Source organism: Photobacterium salinisoli, from assembly GCF_003614885.1.
GTDB classification, from domain to species: domain Bacteria; phylum Pseudomonadota; class Gammaproteobacteria; order Enterobacterales; family Vibrionaceae; genus Photobacterium; species Photobacterium salinisoli.
Window position 1 is genome coordinate 795,431 of the sequence record NZ_QZMS01000007.1, and the last position, 18,017, is coordinate 813,447.

At 46.7% G+C, this 18,017-nt stretch carries 14 protein-coding genes; 6 read left to right on the top strand and 8 right to left on the bottom strand.

Annotated features, from left to right (window positions below; translation table 11 throughout):
- Positions 1-144: 144 nt before the first annotated feature.
- Entirely contained in the window at positions 145-744 is a 600-nt protein-coding gene (locus D6M16_RS04335) for a GTP cyclohydrolase II (RefSeq protein WP_120510728.1), read from the top strand.
- Between the two features lie 173 nt (positions 745-917).
- Here the strand turns inward: D6M16_RS04335 and D6M16_RS04340 are convergent, their stop codons facing one another.
- The 4 genes from D6M16_RS04340 to D6M16_RS04355 all read right to left on the bottom strand — a co-directional run bounded on the left by D6M16_RS04340 (position 918) and on the right by D6M16_RS04355 (position 7,304).
- Positions 918-1,460, bottom strand: a complete 543-nt coding sequence (locus D6M16_RS04340) for a GNAT family N-acetyltransferase (protein WP_120510729.1) — start codon at positions 1,458-1,460, stop codon at positions 918-920.
- Between the two features lie 115 nt (positions 1,461-1,575).
- The gene (locus D6M16_RS04345) at positions 1,576-2,964 is read right to left on the bottom strand and encodes an efflux transporter outer membrane subunit (protein WP_120510730.1); all 1,389 of its coding nucleotides are present in this window, start codon (positions 2,962-2,964) and stop codon (positions 1,576-1,578) included.
- 4 nt (positions 2,965-2,968) lie between these two features.
- Positions 2,969-6,103 carry an efflux RND transporter permease subunit gene (locus tag D6M16_RS04350; protein ID WP_120510731.1) on the bottom strand — a complete coding sequence of 1,045 codons (3,135 nt, stop codon included), beginning with the start codon at positions 6,101-6,103 and terminating at the stop codon, positions 2,969-2,971.
- A 22-nt stretch (positions 6,104-6,125) separates the two neighbouring features.
- Positions 6,126-7,304 carry an efflux RND transporter periplasmic adaptor subunit gene (locus D6M16_RS04355; RefSeq protein WP_234204564.1) on the bottom strand — a complete coding sequence of 393 codons (1,179 nt, stop codon included), beginning with the start codon at positions 7,302-7,304 and terminating at the stop codon, positions 6,126-6,128.
- A 102-nt stretch (positions 7,305-7,406) separates the two neighbouring features.
- Here D6M16_RS04355 and D6M16_RS04360 point away from each other — a divergent pair, with 102 nt between their 5' ends.
- The 3 genes from D6M16_RS04360 to emrD all read left to right on the top strand — a co-directional run bounded on the left by D6M16_RS04360 (position 7,407) and on the right by emrD (position 10,801).
- Positions 7,407-8,183 (top strand): response regulator, encoded by a 777-nt coding sequence (locus tag D6M16_RS04360; protein WP_052729968.1) that lies wholly within the window; start codon positions 7,407-7,409, stop codon positions 8,181-8,183.
- Positions 8,180-9,235, top strand: coding sequence for an ATP-binding protein (locus tag D6M16_RS04365; protein ID WP_120510732.1), 1,056 nt, complete (start codon positions 8,180-8,182; stop codon positions 9,233-9,235). The genes D6M16_RS04360 and D6M16_RS04365 overlap by 4 nt, the downstream gene beginning before the upstream one ends.
- Before the next feature lie 357 nt (positions 9,236-9,592).
- Complete coding sequence (gene emrD / locus D6M16_RS04370; RefSeq protein WP_120510733.1) at positions 9,593-10,801, top strand: multidrug efflux MFS transporter EmrD; 1,209 nt, start codon at positions 9,593-9,595, stop codon at positions 10,799-10,801.
- A 58-nt stretch (positions 10,802-10,859) separates the two neighbouring features.
- Here emrD and D6M16_RS04375 read toward each other — a convergent pair whose 3' ends face one another.
- The gene (locus tag D6M16_RS04375) at positions 10,860-11,186 is read right to left on the bottom strand and encodes an HI1450 family dsDNA-mimic protein (RefSeq protein WP_120510734.1); all 327 of its coding nucleotides are present in this window, start codon (positions 11,184-11,186) and stop codon (positions 10,860-10,862) included.
- Positions 11,187-11,394: 208 nt separating this feature from the next.
- On the opposite strand from D6M16_RS04375, the gene D6M16_RS04380 reads away from it, so the two are divergent.
- Positions 11,395-12,168 (top strand): nucleotidyltransferase domain-containing protein, encoded by a 774-nt coding sequence (locus tag D6M16_RS04380; RefSeq protein WP_120510735.1) that lies wholly within the window; start codon positions 11,395-11,397, stop codon positions 12,166-12,168.
- Between the two features lie 40 nt (positions 12,169-12,208).
- Positions 12,209-14,587 (top strand): DNA polymerase II, encoded by a 2,379-nt coding sequence (locus D6M16_RS04385; protein WP_240435573.1) that lies wholly within the window; start codon positions 12,209-12,211, stop codon positions 14,585-14,587.
- On the opposite strand, the gene D6M16_RS04390 is transcribed toward D6M16_RS04385, so the two are convergent.
- From D6M16_RS04390 to D6M16_RS04400, 3 genes are all read right to left on the bottom strand, one after another.
- Complete coding sequence (locus tag D6M16_RS04390; protein WP_120510737.1) at positions 14,584-15,225, bottom strand: response regulator transcription factor; 642 nt, start codon at positions 15,223-15,225, stop codon at positions 14,584-14,586. The two genes, D6M16_RS04385 and D6M16_RS04390, sit on opposite strands and share 4 nt — an antisense overlap.
- Positions 15,194-16,588: a cache domain-containing protein gene (locus D6M16_RS04395; RefSeq protein ID WP_120511867.1), complete on the bottom strand. Its 1,395-nt coding sequence runs from the start codon at positions 16,586-16,588 to the stop codon at positions 15,194-15,196. Before D6M16_RS04395 ends, D6M16_RS04390 begins: the two co-directional genes overlap by 32 nt.
- A gap of 139 nt (positions 16,589-16,727) precedes the next feature.
- A complete protein-coding gene (locus D6M16_RS04400; protein ID WP_120510738.1) occupies positions 16,728-18,011 on the bottom strand; it encodes a TRAP transporter large permease in 1,284 nt (427 codons plus the stop codon).
- Positions 18,012-18,017: the final 6 nt, after the last annotated feature.

Consider the following 18,017-nt stretch of genomic DNA (forward strand, 5'->3'; position numbering starts at 1 on the left):
TTTAGTGTCATAATTTTAGATATCATCAGTACCACATGCATACCAACAGCGCATTGAAGTCAGCGGTCTAATGAACTGTGTCGGTAGATAACATAGCAATCAATTGTCGTCAGACTGTGGTTGTATGAGAGGTAATAAAACAAGATGGTAAATGTAAGGGCCAGAGTCCCCTTTAAAGTCGGTACGAAAAGCCATATCCCTGCCGATATTCTCTCTTTTGATGGCCTAGCTTCAGGAAAAGAGCATGTTGCGCTTATTTTCCGTGATGCCGATAAACAACAGATCCCCCCTTTGGTCAGAATGCATTCTGAATGCCTTACCGGGGATGTGTTCCATTCGTCACGTTGTGACTGTGGTGAGCAGTTAGATGAAACCATAGAACGCATGGCCGAAGACGGTGGCATTATCTTGTATCTGCGCCAGGAAGGCCGTGGGATTGGTTTGTATAACAAAATCGATGCCTACCTGCTGCAGAGCCAGGGTATGAATACTTATGAGGCAAATAACCATTTGGGATTTGGTGATGATCTTCGGGATTTTTCCGAAGCGGCACAAATGCTCAAAGCACTAGGTGTTGAAAGCATCAGATTGATCACCAATAATCCGAAAAAAATTCAGGACCTGGAAGCTTTAGGCATTTCAATCGAAGAAGTTGTGGGAACAAAAGCACACTTGAAAGAGGGTAATGAAAATTACCTTCGTGCCAAAGCCAGCCGTGGTAAACACCGTTTTCATTTTGACTGAAACCGGCATATACCAATGAAAAAGTGAGCTGAAACGCTTAATGCCGTTCGGATAAGCATTAAAAGTTATATCTAAACGGGTATTTGGCAGGAACGAAGAGGACTGAACGTGGAGACGTTCGGTCCTCTCGAGCTTGTAAATATCAAAAACTTTAATTTTGACAAGTAAATATTCTATAACTTCATTATCTTCTGAAATTTGAAAAAATCAGCTTCACTTAGTCTTGCGTCATCGATATCGACATTACCAGTCTGAGCATCATTTTCTTTATGGTATTTGTTAAAGAATTCAACAATAAAAAAACCACACTTATTTACATAGAAATTAATATTTCTCTTTTCAAAATAAGGCGTGACTGTTGTCCAGACCTTAGTTTTCGGGTACGCAGCTTCAATGGCTTTCCATGCTGCCAGTCCTAGACCATTGTTATGACTTCCGGGGTAAATAAAAAACAGATCGAGACTGTTGTATTGGGTTTCTGTATTAATATTCAGCACAACACCACCCACTTTCTCCTCTCCGTATACTATATGATTGATAACGGCTCCCTTGGCGTTAAAAGAACCAGATATATCTTCATCTGATGGGATCGGCTCACTGTGCGATGGGCCAAATTGCTCGACCAATGCATCGGTAAAAGTCTGCTGCAACTTGGTTTTAAAAGCCGATAGTTCTTCTAATCCTACTGGTACTAAACGTACACATTTCTCATTCATAACCTAAATTAACCTTTTGAAAATAGCTTTGTTATGTTCTTTTTTAAATTCTTTTTATTTCGAACTAATCCACGAAAACTGACTGTCACATGAAAGCATCGAATCAGTGACAATGTTATATCAGTCCACCACCTAACGCTTTATATAGAAATACTGCGTTATTTAGTTCTTGTTGTTTGAGTTCCAGTAACGTTTGTTTAGCTAGATAAAGTTGTCGCTGCGAATCCAACAGTTCTAAACGTCGCTCCATACCCGCCTTGTAACGAAGATCAGATAACTTAGTTCTTCGCTCGGCTGCAGATACGACTCTTTCTTGCGCTGTAGTTTGTAACTTATACGTTTCACTGCCGACTAATCCGTCTGCGACTTCTTTAAACGCAATGTGAATTGCTTTTTCATATTCTGCAATTGAAGTCGATTTACGAACTTTAGCCAGTTCTAACTCTGCATTGAGTCTCCCGCCTTGAAATATAGGCAATGTAACTTGCGGTGCGATTGACCAAGTCTCATACCCAGAGCCTACTAAATTCCTGACATCTTGGCTTACATAACCGATCGAGGTTGTCAGTGATATGCGAGGAAAATACGCAGCTCGAGCCGCACCAATATCCTCGTTAGCGGCAATCAAATTCTGCTCCGCTTGCAGGATATCAGGTCGATGCAGCAACAAGTCTGACGGTAATCCTGCCGGTAAAGACGTTTTCACCGATTGATCAGAGAGTAAATTTGGCTCTGGAAGATCAGTCGGTATGTCTGAGCCCACTAATTGACGCAGTGAGTGCCTTGCCTGCTCTAAAGCTCGCTTATTCGCAATCTGAATCGCTTCTGCACTTGCAACTTGCCCCTCAGCTTGGGCGACATCAAGCGCACTGTTTTGACTCGCCATTCGTAGTTGAATTGTTAACTCTAGCGATTTTTTCCAATCCGCCAACGTATCTTCCGCCAATTTAAGTTGCTCATACGCGAGTTGTTCAGAAAAATAGGCTTCACAAATTGAACTAATCAAAGAAATTTGTGCCGCTTGACGCCCGTAATCACTCGCTAGATAACGGGCAAAGGCAGCATCTGACATTGAACGTGCACGACCAAACAAATCAATTTCGAATGCACTAATTCCAACAGTTAAATTACTCTGCTTTTCTATTTGAGATATCTTGGGATCGCCACCGGTCACTGAGCGTTGTCTCGTGGTATCAAGAGAAGCGCCCACACTCGGCAATCTTGCAGCGCGTTCTATTCCATATTGAGCTTTCACCGATTCAACATTCAGTGTCGCGATACGCAGATCCCTGTTGTTGGCCAACGCTAGCTCAATCAGCGCCTGTAAGCGCTTATCGATGAACATTTCACGCCAAGCCATTTCCGCGGTTGGCTTTGATGATGGAGGTACAGCTTTTCCATCTATAGTAAATACTTCCGGAACTGGCGCGGCTGGCTTTGTCATTTCAGGAGTCAGTGAACAAGCTGAAAGAAATAAAACCATAACAAAAACAATATAATGCATAGTATTAACCTTCAAGCTGCATAGGTGACTTCTTATTTGTCTGTTGCCAAGACTTTAAACGCTCTTGAATACTCATCACGAACACGAAGAAAGCAGGTACAAAGTAAATGGCAAGTAATGTAGCGCTGACCATTCCACCGAACACACCTGTTCCTATTGCACGTTGAGTTTCTGCACTAGCGCCTTCTGCTAGCATCAGTGGCATAACACCAAGACCAAATGCCAGAGAGGTCATCAAGATAGGTCTTAGTCGCAACTTCGCAGCTTGAACGGCTGACTGAACCAATCCGTTGCCTTGCTCTCTCAACTGTTTGGCAAACTCAACAATCAGAATCGCGTTTTTCGCCGAAAGACCAATAACGGTGATCATCCCGACTTTGAAGAAAACGTCGTTTGGCATGTCACGTACTACAATAGCGAGTACCGCACCTAACAATCCCAAGGGCACAACTAACATGACCGATAAGGGAATAGCCCAACTCTCATAGAGTGCGGCCAACACTAAGAAGACAACAAACATCGATAGCGCCATTAGCATAGGTGCTTGTTTCGCTGAGTGAAGCTCTTGCAATGCCTGTCCTGTCCATGCAATGGTAAAGCCTGACGGAAGTTGCTTAGCCATTTTCTCTATTTCAGCCATCGCCTCGCCGCTAGAAACTCCAGAAGCTGCGCTACCAGAAATTCGAACCGCTGGATAACCCTGGAAGCGAATAAATTGCGGTGCCGACTCAGACCAAATAGGTGTCACGATTTCTGATAACGGAACCATTCCACCATTAATGTTTCTCACATAAAGCTTAAGTACGTCCTCAATCTGCATCCTTGATGAAGCATCTGCTTGCATGATGACTTGCTGCATTCTGCCTTCATTCGGAAAGTCGTTGATGTATAACGATCCAATCGCAGTTGATAGCGTCTCACTAATACTCGTGAATGAAACACCTAACGCCTCAGCTTTCTGGCGATCAATATCAAGATGAATACTCGTACCCGCAGGAAGCCCATCAGAATAGGCATCGCTAAGTGATTTGCTATTTTTCGCCAACTCTAACATCTTGGTCTCAGTGGCTTTCAATGCCTCGTATCCCTGATTTCCACGATCTTGCAAGAAGAACGTAATATCAGAACTCGTTCCTAACTCATCGATTGAAGGAGGCAGCATGTGCATAACGGTTCCCTCTGTCACGTCTGCCATTGCCTCTTCAGCAAGTTTTAACTCATCCAGTGTTGAGGTATCGTTGCGTGTTTCCCAATCTTTCAACGTGGTAAAACTCTGCGCGGTGTTAGTACCTGAACCGGAAAATCCAAAGCCAATAACCGTCATTGTTGACTCAATTGCAGGACGGCTTAACGCATGCTGTTCAAATTTTTTCACAACATCCAATGTACGCACTGTAGTTGCGTCTGCCGGAAGCTGAATATTGGTAATAAAATAGCCTTGGTCTTCTTCTGGTAAAAACGATGACGGCAACTGTCTATACACAAGAACCAAAATCGCGCACAGAAACACAAAGACAAGCATCATTCGTCCTTTGCGATTCACTAACACGTTGACCTGAGATTCATACCGATTGTTCATTCGGTTAAAGCCACGATTAAACCATTTAGCGAATCTTGTTTGCTCGTGGTGATTAGCATTAACCGGTTTTAGCAACGTGGCACAAAGCGCCGGCGTTAGGGTTAGCGCCAAAAATGCTGAGAACAGAATTGATACCGCCATCGATAATGTAAACTGCTTATAAATGGCGCCGACCGAATCACTGGCAAATGCCATCGGGATGAAAACCGCCGTTAGCACAAGTGTGATACCTATAATGGCGCCAGTAATCTCTTTCATCGCCTTTGATGTCGCTTCTTTCGGAGATAAGCCTTTTTCCGACATCAAGCGTTCCACGTTTTCGACAACGACAATCGCATCATCGACGATAATACCTATCGCCAGAACCATACCGAACATCGTTAACACGTTGATCGAAAAACCGGTTAACAGCATGACGGTGAACGTCCCCAATAAGGCTATCGGTGCAACAATGGCTGGGATCAGGGTGTAACGAATATTCTGTAAAAACAGAAACATAACAAAAAATACCAGCACCATAGCTTCAATTAAGGTATGGACAACCTTATTGATTGAAACTTTAACGAAAGGTGCTGTATTAAATGGAATTGAATAGGTCATCCCAGCAGGTAGACTCTGACTCAACTCCGCCAAACGCTTTTGTACCGCATCCGCAGTTTTAACCGCATTCGCTCCCGGTGTGAGCTGAATAGCCGCAGCCGTCGCTGTTTTACCATTTTCACGATTCAAATAACCATAAGATTGAGATCCGATTTCTACACGTGCAACGTCGCTTAGGACGACTTTCGAACCGTTGTTATTTGCACGAAGAATAATATTTGAAAATTCTTCAACACTGGTTAACTGGCCTTGCACGGTTAATGGAACGGTTACTCGTTGCCCTAATACGGTCGGCGCAGCACCAATACTTCCGGGCGCTATCTGCGTATTTTGCTGAATAATGGACTGGCTGACATCATTCATCGTTAAACCCAATGAATTGAGCTTACTCGGGTCAATCCAGATTCTCATTGCCTTCTCTGCACCGAATGACTGTACACGACCGACACCCTCAATACGGCGCAGTTCGTCTACGATATTGCGAGCCAAATAGTCGTTTAATGCTATTTCGTCAAAGCGGTTATCATCAGATTTTAATCCAACAATCATCAGAAAATTTGATGTTGCAGATTCTACTGACAAGCCACTTTGACGCACTACCTGCGGTAAACGTGACTCGACTGCTTTTAGTTGGTTTTGTACATCAACTTGTGCCAGATCTGAATCTGTTCCGGGTTTAAATGTTGCCGTAATCGATGCAGAACCGGAGTTGTCAGCAGACGACTCGAAATACATCAAGTTCTTAACGTTCGACAGCTCTCCCTCGATAAGACTAAGAACACCGTCGTTCATTTCCTTCGGGCTGGCTCCCGGATACGTCGCCATAATACTGACCGTCGGAGGCGCAACAGAGGGATAACGGGAAATAGGCAACTTCGGAATCGAAATGCATCCAAACAAAATAATGAAAAGAGCAATAACCCAAGCAAATACGGGGCGATGAATAAAAAACTGAGACATAAAAAAGACACTCTAACCTTAATCAGTTTGTCGCGGATGTTAAAAGAATCTCAGATTCTTCCCATTTGCGTTGGTCTACGAGAATACCGTCCTCAAGTCTTTCTTTACCCTCTACTACGATATTTTCACCTTTTTTAACACCCGCTTTAATGTGGTACTGACCATCGATCAATTCTCCGAGCTTTACAGGTTTTAAATGTGCATGCCCATCCTGATCAATACTCCAAAGATGAGGAGCGCCAGCAAGATGCATAACCGCCTGTTGCGGAACAATTAACGCGTTGTTGTAACTCGAATGAAGTACCCTTGCTTTTACGAACATACCCGGTAATAACAAGCGTTGAGAGTTATCCACGAGTACACGTAGCAATACATCGCCTGTGCCTACATCAATATTGATTCCAGAAAACAGGATTTCACCTTTGACAGAATAAGGAAGTCCGTTGCTGCGTAAAATTTCAATTTTTGTTCCAGCAATACTGGGTTCGCCATCAGAATTCGCTGCTAAAGCCTCACGAATAGCTTCTAATGAAGACGCAGGTCGACGAATATCAACAAAAACTTGATCAATCTGTTGGATACGCGTCATCGGTGTTGCGTCTGTACTACTGACTAACGCGCCCTCAGTAACTAAGGTTTGCTCAATCAGTCCAGATATCGGCGCTTTTACATTGGCGAATTTCAAATCAAGCAGACGTCGAGTCAACGTAGCTTTAGCCACAGCTACTTCTGCAGCAGCTTGATCACGCTGTAAGACAACATCGTCATACTCTTGACGACTAATAGCATCGGCTTCCACCAAAGGTTTTAAGCGTAGTTCTTTGTCCAGAGAACGTTTATAAGTCACCTGCGCTCTCAGTAAGTTAGCTTTGGCAGTGTCAACTTCCGCTTCAAATGGCGCTGGATCAATCTGGAATAGCGACTGACCTGCTTTCACTTCGGCACCTTGTTTGAACAAGCGATGTTGTACGATTCCAACCACTTGTGGACGAATCTCCGCAACGCGCACAGCCATCACTCTTCCGGGTAATTCTTCATAAACATCTAAATGTTGTGGCTGCGTCGTTATCGTTGAAACTAAAGGTAAATACTCTTGTTGTCCGGCTTCAGTTTCGTCTTTATTGGATTGATTACAGCCAACTAAAAGGAAAAGCACCAATATATGTAAGCTGCTAGATACACATATATTTCTCTTTTTCACTGAGGTATCCTCTGAACTCATTCAAGCGGGCTATCCGCTGTAGATAAATGCTGAGTCTAATACCTGAGTGTTGAGGTCCTGCTGAGTGAATGTGGAGATTCGATGGAGATGAACAATTTGTACATTGAAGGGCAGAAATTTGCTGCGGATTCCGATCAAGATACAGAGGCTGGGTCTTACCATCAGGCTGTGATTCTGATCGTTGAGGATGAATTTGAAATTGTCGATATACTATCCGCGTACCTAACTCGCAGTAATATGCGTACGATTCACGCTTCAGATGGACGAAAGGCACTTGAACTTCATTCATCCATGAAGCCTGACCTTATTCTGCTTGATATCCAAATGCCAAAAATGGATGGATGGAAAGTGTTGTCGGAACTTCGTCAGAAAAGCAACACGCCTGTCATCATGCTTACCGCAATGGACCAAGATTTAGATAAACTGATGGCGCTTAGAATCGGGGCTGATGATTATGTTGTTAAGCCATTTAACCCGGCAGAAGTTGTAGCGCGAGTTCAGGCCGTTCTTAGGCGTACTTTAGGAATTAATCAAACTGACAGAAAAAATATGCTGCGGACAGAGCCGTTTGAAGTTGATTTAGAAAGTCACGAAATTGTTGTCAATGTGGAGGGAGAACGTCATGCCCTAGTGCTAACTTTAACTGAATTTAAGCTGTTGACGCATTTCATTCGTTCACCTAAGCGAGTGTTTAGCAGAGTAGAGCTATTAAACTCCTGTTTACCAGAAGGGGACACGCTGGAACGAACGATTGACAGCCACATAAGCAAAATCCGCAAAAAACTTGAAGTCTTTGGTATTCATGGTATTCCTGCTGGTGTGCGTGGCGTTGGTTATCGTTTCAGGGGAGACCAATGAAATTAAGTGGTTTGAGCCGTCAGATTACATTATCCATGATGAAGATAGGCATAGGCTCTGCATTAATTACAACTTTTGGCTCGTTCTTTTTTTATTATCTTTGGGATAAATACTGGCCCAATTATATACCAAGTGATAACTATATTACTCCCTCCTGGCCAGAATGGATTTGGATTGCTTTGACATGCATTATTGTCATTCTGCTCGCCTTCAGTCTCGCTATTAAGTTATCCCAACGTATCTTGGAACCTCTCAGTGCAGTTGCTGAAGGGATGCGAAAAATCGCTGAAGGCGACCTACATTTTCGCGCTAACGTTGGTGACCGGTCATTAGGAGAAGCCGCTTTATTAGTGGATGATTTCAATCTGTTAGCTGAGAAACTTCAACGAATGACTGAAGATCACGCCTTTTGGAATGCCGCTATCGCTCATGAACTCAGAACCCCAGTGACAATTTTGCGGGGCCGATTACAGGGGTTAGCAGAAGGTGTATTTACGCCAGATAAAACCCAGTTCACTAAACTATTAGTACAAATTGAAGGGTTATCTCGTTTAATTGAAGATCTCCGTGTTATTAGTTTAATGAATAGTGATGAGTTACGAATAAATATAAAAGAAACTAACTTAGCTAAAGAAATAAAATTACTCACTGATTTATCGGTCAATATGCTTCATGAAGCAAACCAATATGTAGAACTGAATTTAACAACACAACCCGTCTTTTGCGACCCCACCCGAATAAGGCAAGCCTTGTTAGCTATACTGGAGAATGCGAGTAAATATGCTCTTCCAGGAGCAATAACAATCACCACTCAACTGAAAGATGGTTTTTGCTATTTGAGTGTGGAAGATTCCGGCCCGGGGATTTCACTGGAGTTAATTCCGCATATTTTCACAGCATTTCGCAGTGCTAAGGATAATCCCCAAAGCGGCAGTGGATTAGGCTTGGCTGTCGTTGCTGCTATTGCAACCGCGCATAAAGGAAGTGTTAGCTGCCGCATAAGCAAAAAAGGCGGGACTATCATTGAACTTGGTTGGCCAACTAACTCTTGAGCCAACATAGAAAAATCCCTACTCACAGTGAGTGGGTCCATCGTACGATTCAGGGATCGTTCAAGTCTTTAAATCAATGGAAAAGCGAGCTGAAATGCTCGCTTTTTTTTGTCCGTAAAGCCGCAACAGAAAGATTAGTTTTTATAATCCGAATCATAACAAAGTATCGTGCTGCTCAGGTTAGGATTTACTTGTTGTTCGCCTTGCCTGCTATTACTATCCCGCTCGAAAGCTCGTCATAACCTTACTTGATGTAAATGGTCGATTCTGCAGCCATTTCTCAAGGTTCATTTTCCGCATAGATTTATGATGACTTGAACTTATCTTTTTCTTTGTATTGTTGTAAGGAGTGAGGTTGTGCAAAGGCAATCTTATTCTGCCAGTGTGGCAAAAATTTTGTTCCTGATTATTATTCTGGCCGCCGTTGGGCAAATGACCCAAACTATGTACGTGCCAGCGATCCCACAAATGGCAGCGGCATTCAGTGTTAAGCCCGCTCTCTTGCAGGCTGTGATGGCCGCGTATCTCATTCCATACGGTCTGTCGCAGTTCGTCTACGGTCCGTTATCGGATCGGATTGGACGTAAGCCTGTGATGCTGGCCGGTATGAGTATTTTCATTCTCGGTACAATACTGGCACTTTTTGCTCCTTCATTCGAAGTCTTTCTGCTTGCCAGTTTTATTCAGGGCATGGGAACCGGATGTGGTGGTGCAATGTGCCGAACGATTACCCGGGACTGTTACGAAGGTACAGAGCTGCACAAAGTAAACAGTCTGGTCAGTATGGGCATTATTTTCTCGCCACTGATTGCGCCGGTTCTGGGTGGATACCTGTCGGAGGCACTTGGCTGGTCGGCAAGTTATGTCTTTTTACTGGTTTTGGGTGCTGCTGTAACTTTAATTATTTTCTCCCGCTTCACTGAAACCCTGCCTAATGAGAAGCGTAGGGTAGAGCGTGTGACAGTCAGCTATAAATATGTGCTGAGTAATCGCAAATTTCAGGGCTATGTCATGTGCTTAGTGGCAACCTTTTCAGGGCTTGCCGTATTTGAAGCTGCCGCGGGTGTATTGTTGGGCAATGTACTCAAACTTGATCCGACGACAGTGAGCTGGTTATTTGTGCTGCCGTTACCGGGATATCTGCTGGGCTCATGGATGTCGACTTTGTTGCTCAGGCACATGGGGCAACAGCGGGTGCTCTATGTCGGGCTGGCAGCACTTGGCTTCGGCGCAATAACCATTTTACTGCCCGGAATGGCAGGGCTAGTTACTGTCAGCTCACTGATTGGCGGCGCATTTCTGTATTTCATTGGCGCCGGGATTGTTTTTCCGGTCAGCACCACAGCTGCGGTAGAACCTTTTCCTTTCCATGCCGGTACAGCGGGGGCGGTGCTGGGCGGTTTGCAGAACTTAGGTGCGGGTGTTGCGACGCTGGTGGCATCGATGCTGAGTGCAAAAGATCAGTTTAGCCTGGGCGCAATAATGACGTGTATGGTGCTGATGGCGATCGCCAGCCTGCTCTGGGTCAGACGTTGTCAGCAGGAAGAAACGCCTGTGTTGGTATGATAAAAAAACGGTGCTGAAATCAGCACCGTTTTTTGTTGTATCTGGCTTAATCACCTGATTAGTCGCGCTTCCATAAGATGTGGCAGAATTTATTGTCCGGGTTACGGCTTATCAGCATGCGGGCAAAGATGTCATCTAATTCATCGTTAGCTTCGTTCACCAGCCCGATCCGCACTTCTGCATATTCTTCGCCATCAACAGCGAAGCCAACATGGCCTGGCCAGTCTTCTCCGGTCTCAACAACCTCAGCTGCACCACGGTCATCAAATTGAGCCGTGAACAACAAGACATCGGCGGGTTCCAGACTGTCTTGTGCCATTTCCAGAAAAATATCGTAGGCAGCTTCAATAACGTCGTCGTATGAAATCAGGTCTAAGTTATCCATGTTTGGGTCAATATCAGTTTTATTGAATAGAACCGGGAGTATACCAAGGCCACCTGTCGATGGCTATGATACAGACGATTGTGCTGTATCTGACGAGGGCAGGCCTTAGTTGGTTGAGATTGCAGCGTTTAAGTCTGCCGCCAACTTTAAGGCTGTCACTTTCATGTTATGATGCAGACAGACAGTGCGGTGCCCCAGGAAACAGATATTGCCAACATTTCTTCCCGTCATTGATAACGACCGGCCTTTTCAACCGGTGTTTCAACCCTGTATTAATGAGACTTTGCAACACCTTGGTGTCCTGTTCAAAGAAACACTTCACAGTGTCTACCTTGCAGGTAGTGTTGCACGTCGTGACGCTGTGCCCGGGCAGTCTGATCTTAACCTGACTCTGGTGTTTGAGCGGCCTCTGAACGATCTGGAAAAAAGCCGGTTACACAGCCTGAGCACCCATATAGCCAGGCGCCACAGGGCAGTGAAACGGCTGGATATCAGGATGGCCACGACGCGTGATGTCTTGTCGCTGGACGGTATTTTTCAGTGGGGCTTCTGGCTCAGGCATTGCTGCGTGTGCCTCAGGGGCGATGATTTATCAGGCCGCTTTGGTGCATTTGAACCCAGTTGGGACGCGGCGAAATCATTAAATGGCCCTTTTGAGCCTATTCTCATTGAATATCGGGAGAAAATACTGAAAACACGGGTACCCGAGCATTACCTTGACTACTGTGAATATATAGGTAAGAAAATGCTGTGGACGGCATACACGCTCGTGTTTCACCGGGAAAAAGTGCTGGCTCTGTCAGTGAGAGAGGCTACAGCGCTGTTTTTGAAAAATTATCCTGATAAAGCTGTCGATATCGAGCGGGCATACATTCTGATGAGCCGGACACAAGTGCCTAAGAAGGCATCCTTGTTTTTGCTGCAGGGCTTTGGTCAGTGGCTGGTTGATGAGTGGAATAAAATTGAACGCAAAATCGGCTAAGCATCCCCCCGTCCCATCAGGGCAGAACACACATTCTTCATTGCAGCAAGCTGAAGGCTTCGTGCTCACCCGGCAAAGCCGCGACAGGCAAGGGCAGACCCAGATTGTTATCTGGGTAAAAACGGATCAAGGTCCCTGCCAGTTGGTTATCGAGGGCGAAAAGCCCGTATGTTTTATTCCGGCCAGCGAGCAAGCAAGAGCAGAGACTGTACTTACCCAACACGGCCTGTCGGTAAACTGGCGCACGCTGGACATGAAAGACTTCCAGCATCAGCCCATGTCGGCCTGCTATAACGCGACCATCAGCGCCAGCCTTCGGATCGGCGCATTACTGTTAGCAGAAGGCATTAAAGTGTTTGAAGATGACATCCGTCTTGCCGATCGCTATCTGATGGAGCGTTTCATCCGCGGTGGAATTGCCTTTGCAGGGAATGCTTTTATCAGAGACGGATATACCGAATATCGTCAGGTGAAAACCAAATCAGCGGATTATCTGCCTTCACTGTCTGTTGTCTCACTGGATATTGAATGTTCAGAGAAGGGCATTTTGTATTCTGTCGGTCTGCACAGCGAGGCTGACAGCCGGGTGATCATGGTCGGTGAGCCTCTCAACTCTGAGCAAGAGCAACTGGCATGGATTGAATGGGTCTGCGATGAAAAAGCCCTGCTGGTTGCTATGCAGGCGTGGTTTATTCGCTATGATCCTGATGTCATTATCGGCTGGAACGTGGTGGATTTTGACTGGCGCTTGTTACTGCGGCGTGCAGAATGGCACAAATTGCCTCTGCGGCTTGGCCGTGGCAGGCAGACCCCGCACTGGCGCCAGTCCAGTCAGAACCCAAATGCCGGTTTCATTACTATTCCCGGCCGGGTGGTGATGGACGGTATTGATACGCTGAAAACCGCCACCTACAACTTTCGATCCTGGTCGCTGGAATCTGTTGCGCAAGAGCTGCTCGGCGAGGGCAAAGCCATTCACAATGTGTACGATCGAATGGCTGAAATTAATCAGATGTTCCGCGAAGATAAAGTGTCACTGGCACGTTATAACCTGCAGGACTGCAAACTGGTTACCCGGATCTTCGAAAAAACACACTTGTTAGATTTTGCGCTGGAACGTAGCCGGCTCACGGGCGTAGAGCTGGACAGAGTCGGCGGATCGGTTGCTGCATTCACCAACCTTTATTTACCTCAGTTGCATCGCGCCGGCTATGTAGCCCCCAACCTTGAAAGCGAAAACTGGATCGCCAGCCCCGGTGGCTATGTGATGGACTCGAAACCGGGTTTGTATGACTCGGTTTTGGTGCTGGACTTTAAATCGCTGTACCCGTCGATTATCCGCACATTCTGCATTGATCCCATGGGGCTGGTTGAAGGCTTACTTCTGGAGGAAGGTAAATCTGAGCATCAGGCCATTGCTGGCTTTCGGGGTGGCCGTTTTCACCGGCAAAAGCATTTTTTGCCAGAAATGATCGAAGCGTTGTGGGCTGCACGCGATCAGGCGAAAAGAGACGGAGAAAAAGCGTTTTCGCAGGCGATAAAAATCATCATGAACTCCTTCTATGGCGTACTGGGTTCTTCAGGCTGCCGTTTTTTTGATCATCGTCTGGCTTCTTCGATCACCATGCGAGGTCATGAAATCATGAAGCTGACCCGTGAGCGCATTGAAGAGCAGGGTTATGAGGTGATATACGGCGACACGGACTCGACGTTTGTGTCGCTGAAAAAGGCCCACAGTGGTGAGGATGCGGATGCCATCGGTGCCCGCCTGGTCGTTGATATCAATGCGTGGTGGGCCCGGCATCTGCAAGCGCAGTACAACCTCGCTTCCGCCCTTGAGCTGGAATACGAAACCCATTATCACAAATTTCTGATGCCGACGATTCGGGGCCAGGAAACCGGCAGTAAAAAGCGTTATGCCGGGCTGGTGATTCGAAACGGTGTTGAAGAGATGGTGTTTAAAGGGCTGGAAACGGTCCGCACCGACTGGACTCCTCTGGCGCAGGAGTTTCAGCAGACCCTCTATCGTAAAGTGTTTCATAACGAAGACGTGGAAGAGTATGTGCGTTCTTACGTGGAAATGACCGGGCAGGGCGCATTTGACGACAAACTGGTCTACCGCAAAAGGTTACGCCGTCACCTGTCTGAGTATCAGAAAAATGTGCCGCCTCATGTCCGTGCCGCCCGGCGGGCCGACGAAGTCAATCAGCAGTTGGGGCGTCCCTTGCAGTATCAGACAGGCGGTTGGATTGAGTATGTTATCACCACCCATGGCCCGGAACCGGTAGAAGCCAGGCAAAGCCAGATCGATTACGACCACTATATCGATAAACAGTTAAAGCCGATTGCAGATGGTATCCTGCCGTTTATCGGCCGGCATTTTGACGATATTATTGCACCGCAACTGGGGCTGTTCTAAATCAGGTTTTCTTTCACGGCATAAGCGGTGAGCTCAGCCGTGGAGTTCATGTTAAGTTTATGCTTGATATTCTGGCGATGGGTTTCCACCGTTCGGGTGCTGATCCCCAGTTCCATCGCAATTCTTTTACTGCTTTTACCCAGCGCCACCTGACGCAGTACGGTTTCTTCCCGCCGGCTTAATGTCGCCAGTACTACTTCGGCTGGCTCAACCGGCCCAATAGGGGCGGCGAATAAGGTATCGGCGACCAGTCGGCAAAAATACCGTCCACCCTGATGAACGGCTTCTATGGCCTGTACCATTTCCTGCGCGGAAACCTCTTTGAGAATGTAGCCGCTTGCACCAGCCTGCATGACCTGAAGAATGTATTCGCGATTGTCATGCATGGTCAGGATCAGCACTTTGATCTCAGGAAAGTGGTGACTGAAATGGCGTGTGGCTTCAATGCCATTCATTTCCGGCATACTGATATCCATCAGTACCACATCGGGTTGGAACTGTTCGGCTTTTTTCAGCGCTTCAGCACCATTATTTGCTGTTGCAATCACTTCGATATTGGCTTCATTGTCGAGCCGGGCTTTGAAACCTTCCATGACGACCTGATGGTCATCCACTAACAGTACTTGAATTTTTGCCATAAATGTCCAGTCCTTGTTTAAGAGGCAGGTTGACCAGGATTTCCGTTCCTTGACCCGGTTCACTGCTGATATCCAGCTCACCACCAAGAAATTCCAGCCGTTCGCGCATGTTGCGAAGGCCGATTCCTTTGCCATTCATGGCGTGTTGCACGTTAAAGCCCGTGCCATGATCGCGAATAATAAACTGCAGGTTTTCCTGTATCACTGAAAGTTCGGTATCGATAGTATCAGACTGAGCATGCTTGCTGATGTTCACCAGTGACTCCTGAGCCACCCGGTATAGCGTCGTCATCATATCTGTAGACAGGCTGACGTCGCCAAGGGTCAGAGCACGATTTACACGTATGCCGGTGGAAGCGGAAAAATCACTGAGCAGGTTATCCAGCGCCGCAATCAGTCCGATGTCATCCAGGGAACTGGGACGCAGGCTGTGCGAGATACGCCTCAGTTCTGCAATGGCTTGTAATAATGAGGATTCACTCAGGCCCCGGTGGCGTATCGCCTGTTCGATGTCTGATTTGGCCATTTTGTCCTGAAGCAATTCAAGATGGCATTTGCAGGAAACCAGTAATTGGTTCACCCCGTCATGGAGTTCTCTGGCGACATGCTTTTTCTCTTCTTCCTGAAACATAACAGTTTTATGCGCCAGTTCTTTTAAACGGCTGTCTGCTAACCTGTGCTCATGAAGATTGATCGCCAGCGTGGTGGCGAGAATAAGCAGTGTAGTGATGGCGACCAGAACAATGACAGAAATGAAGGTCGTTCGTATGTTTGCCTGTACCCCCTGTTCGACCTTGGCCATTTGGCGGGCGACATCTTCAATGTACAGGCCGGTGCCTATCATCCAGCGCCATTTCGGCAGCCATGCCGCATAGCTGAGCTTTGTCACGATTAAATTACTGGAGGGTTTATGCCAGAGGTACTGATGGAAACCCCCGCCGGATTTTGCCGTTTTTATCAGCGCCTGAATAAGGTAATCCCCATTATTGTCCTGTAAATCAAACAGATTTTTCCCGACCAGTTCGGGCAAAACAGGGTGGGCCAGGTTGGTGCCATCTTCGTGGTAAACAAAAAAATAGCCGTCATTGCCGTATCTCAGGTCGTTCAGAATACGTTTTACTTCCTCTTTGGCTTTTTCATCATTGGCAGCGGCGTTTTGATAGATGTGATTGATACTGTCGAGGGCAAGATCGACTGTATCTTTCAGCGCCTGCTCTTTAGAAGCGATCAGGCTGGCACGGAAGGTGGCAATTTCTTTTTGCCCGAGTGATGTTGCCTGATGGATCGCGATCCAGCTGATCGCAGCGCTGATCAGCAGTAATGGCAGCAGTGTCAGTAAAATCAGCTTCACTTTCAGGGGCATAGTTGCAAACGTAGGGCTTTCGATCGATTGCATGGTTGCCTTGAATGTTAACAATTTGTTGGCGATATCAAAGCAAAATAGCGGCACTTTATAGGAAAAGTGCCGCCCAGCTCTCGGTTTGCGGGGTTTCATTACCAGACTACAGCCCGTAGAAGCCAGGGAATACTAATACAGAGGCCAGGATCAGAACCTGAATGGTAATGAAGGGGAGAACACCTTTATAAATATCGCGGGTGCTAATACCGTCAGGCGCCACTCCTTTGAGGTAAAACAGGCTGAAACCAAAGGGCGGAGTCAGGAAGGAGGTTTGCAGATTCATGGCAATCAGAATGGCAAACCAAAGCATATTGATCCCCATAGCATCCGCGATCGGTGCAAGGATCGGTACCACGATAAAGCAGATTTCAACGAAATCGATGAAGAATCCCAGGATAAGAATGATGAGCATGGTCAGGATCAGGAAGCTCCACTCTTCACCGGGCAGTGCCAGCATCCACTCTTCGACCAGATAGTCACCGCCTGTGTAGGTGAATGCCATAGAGAAAGCCGTCGCTCCCAGCAGGATCCCAAATACCATAGCGGTTACTTTGACGGTTTCGAATGCACTGTCATACAGCATGCGCCATGAGAATTGCCGGTAAACGACCGACAGCAGGACAGCTCCCATGCCACCGAGAGCAGCTGACTCGGTAGGGGTGGCGATACCGGCAAAAATCGAGCCTAACACCACGATAATCAGCGCCAGAGGCGGTAACACGGCTTTCAGTGCCGTGATAACTTCTTGCCGGCGCGACTGGTCGGGATCCCGTTCCATCGGCTGGGTGGCTTCCGGGTTCAACCAGCTGAAAATGACGATATAAACGATATAAGCCAGTACCAGTGCGAGACCGGGCCAGATAGCGGCCTGAAACAGATCGCCAACCGGAATACCCAGTACGTCACCTAATAAAATCAATACGATGGATGGCGGGATGATCTGCCCCAGCGTACCTGAAGCACAAATGGTGCCTGTAGCCAGACCTTTGCTGTACTGGTATTTCATCATAACAGGCAGGGATATCAGGCCCATTGCGACAACAGAGGCCCCGACCACACCGGTTGATGCAGCCAGAAGTGAGCCCACTAATACTGTCGAGATTGCCAGACCACCGCGAACACTCCCGAAAAGTTTACCCATAGACTCCAGCAATTGTTCTGCCAGACGGGTTTTTTGCAGTACTAACCCCATAAAGACGAAAAGCGGTACGGCCATAAGCACAGTGTTTTGCATAATGCTCATGATACGAAACGGCATGAATGCAAAAATTTCCGGCCCTTCTGCCCAAACGCCGAACAGCAGTGCGATGCCACCAAAGGTAAATGCCACTGGAAACCCGAGTAACAGGGCGAACAGGGCAACGATAAACATGATGATACCAACCACGGAATA

Coding starts and splice junctions, on each gene's coding strand:
- D6M16_RS04335 (WP_120510728.1), top strand. CDS start 145: ATGGTAAATGTAAGGGCCAGAGTCCCCTTTAAAGTCGGTACGAAAAGC.
- D6M16_RS04340 (WP_120510729.1), bottom strand. CDS start 1,460: ATGAATGAGAAATGTGTACGTTTAGTACCAGTAGGATTAGAAGAACTA.
- D6M16_RS04345 (WP_120510730.1), bottom strand. CDS start 2,964: ATGCATTATATTGTTTTTGTTATGGTTTTATTTCTTTCAGCTTGTTCA.
- D6M16_RS04350 (WP_120510731.1), bottom strand. CDS start 6,103: ATGTCTCAGTTTTTTATTCATCGCCCCGTATTTGCTTGGGTTATTGCT.
- D6M16_RS04360 (WP_052729968.1), top strand. CDS start 7,407: ATGGAGATGAACAATTTGTACATTGAAGGGCAGAAATTTGCTGCGGAT.
- D6M16_RS04365 (WP_120510732.1), top strand. CDS start 8,180: ATGAAATTAAGTGGTTTGAGCCGTCAGATTACATTATCCATGATGAAG.
- D6M16_RS04375 (WP_120510734.1), bottom strand. CDS start 11,186: ATGGATAACTTAGACCTGATTTCATACGACGACGTTATTGAAGCTGCC.
- D6M16_RS04390 (WP_120510737.1), bottom strand. CDS start 15,225: ATGGCAAAAATTCAAGTACTGTTAGTGGATGACCATCAGGTCGTCATG.
- D6M16_RS04395 (WP_120511867.1), bottom strand. CDS start 16,588: ATGCCCCTGAAAGTGAAGCTGATTTTACTGACACTGCTGCCATTACTG.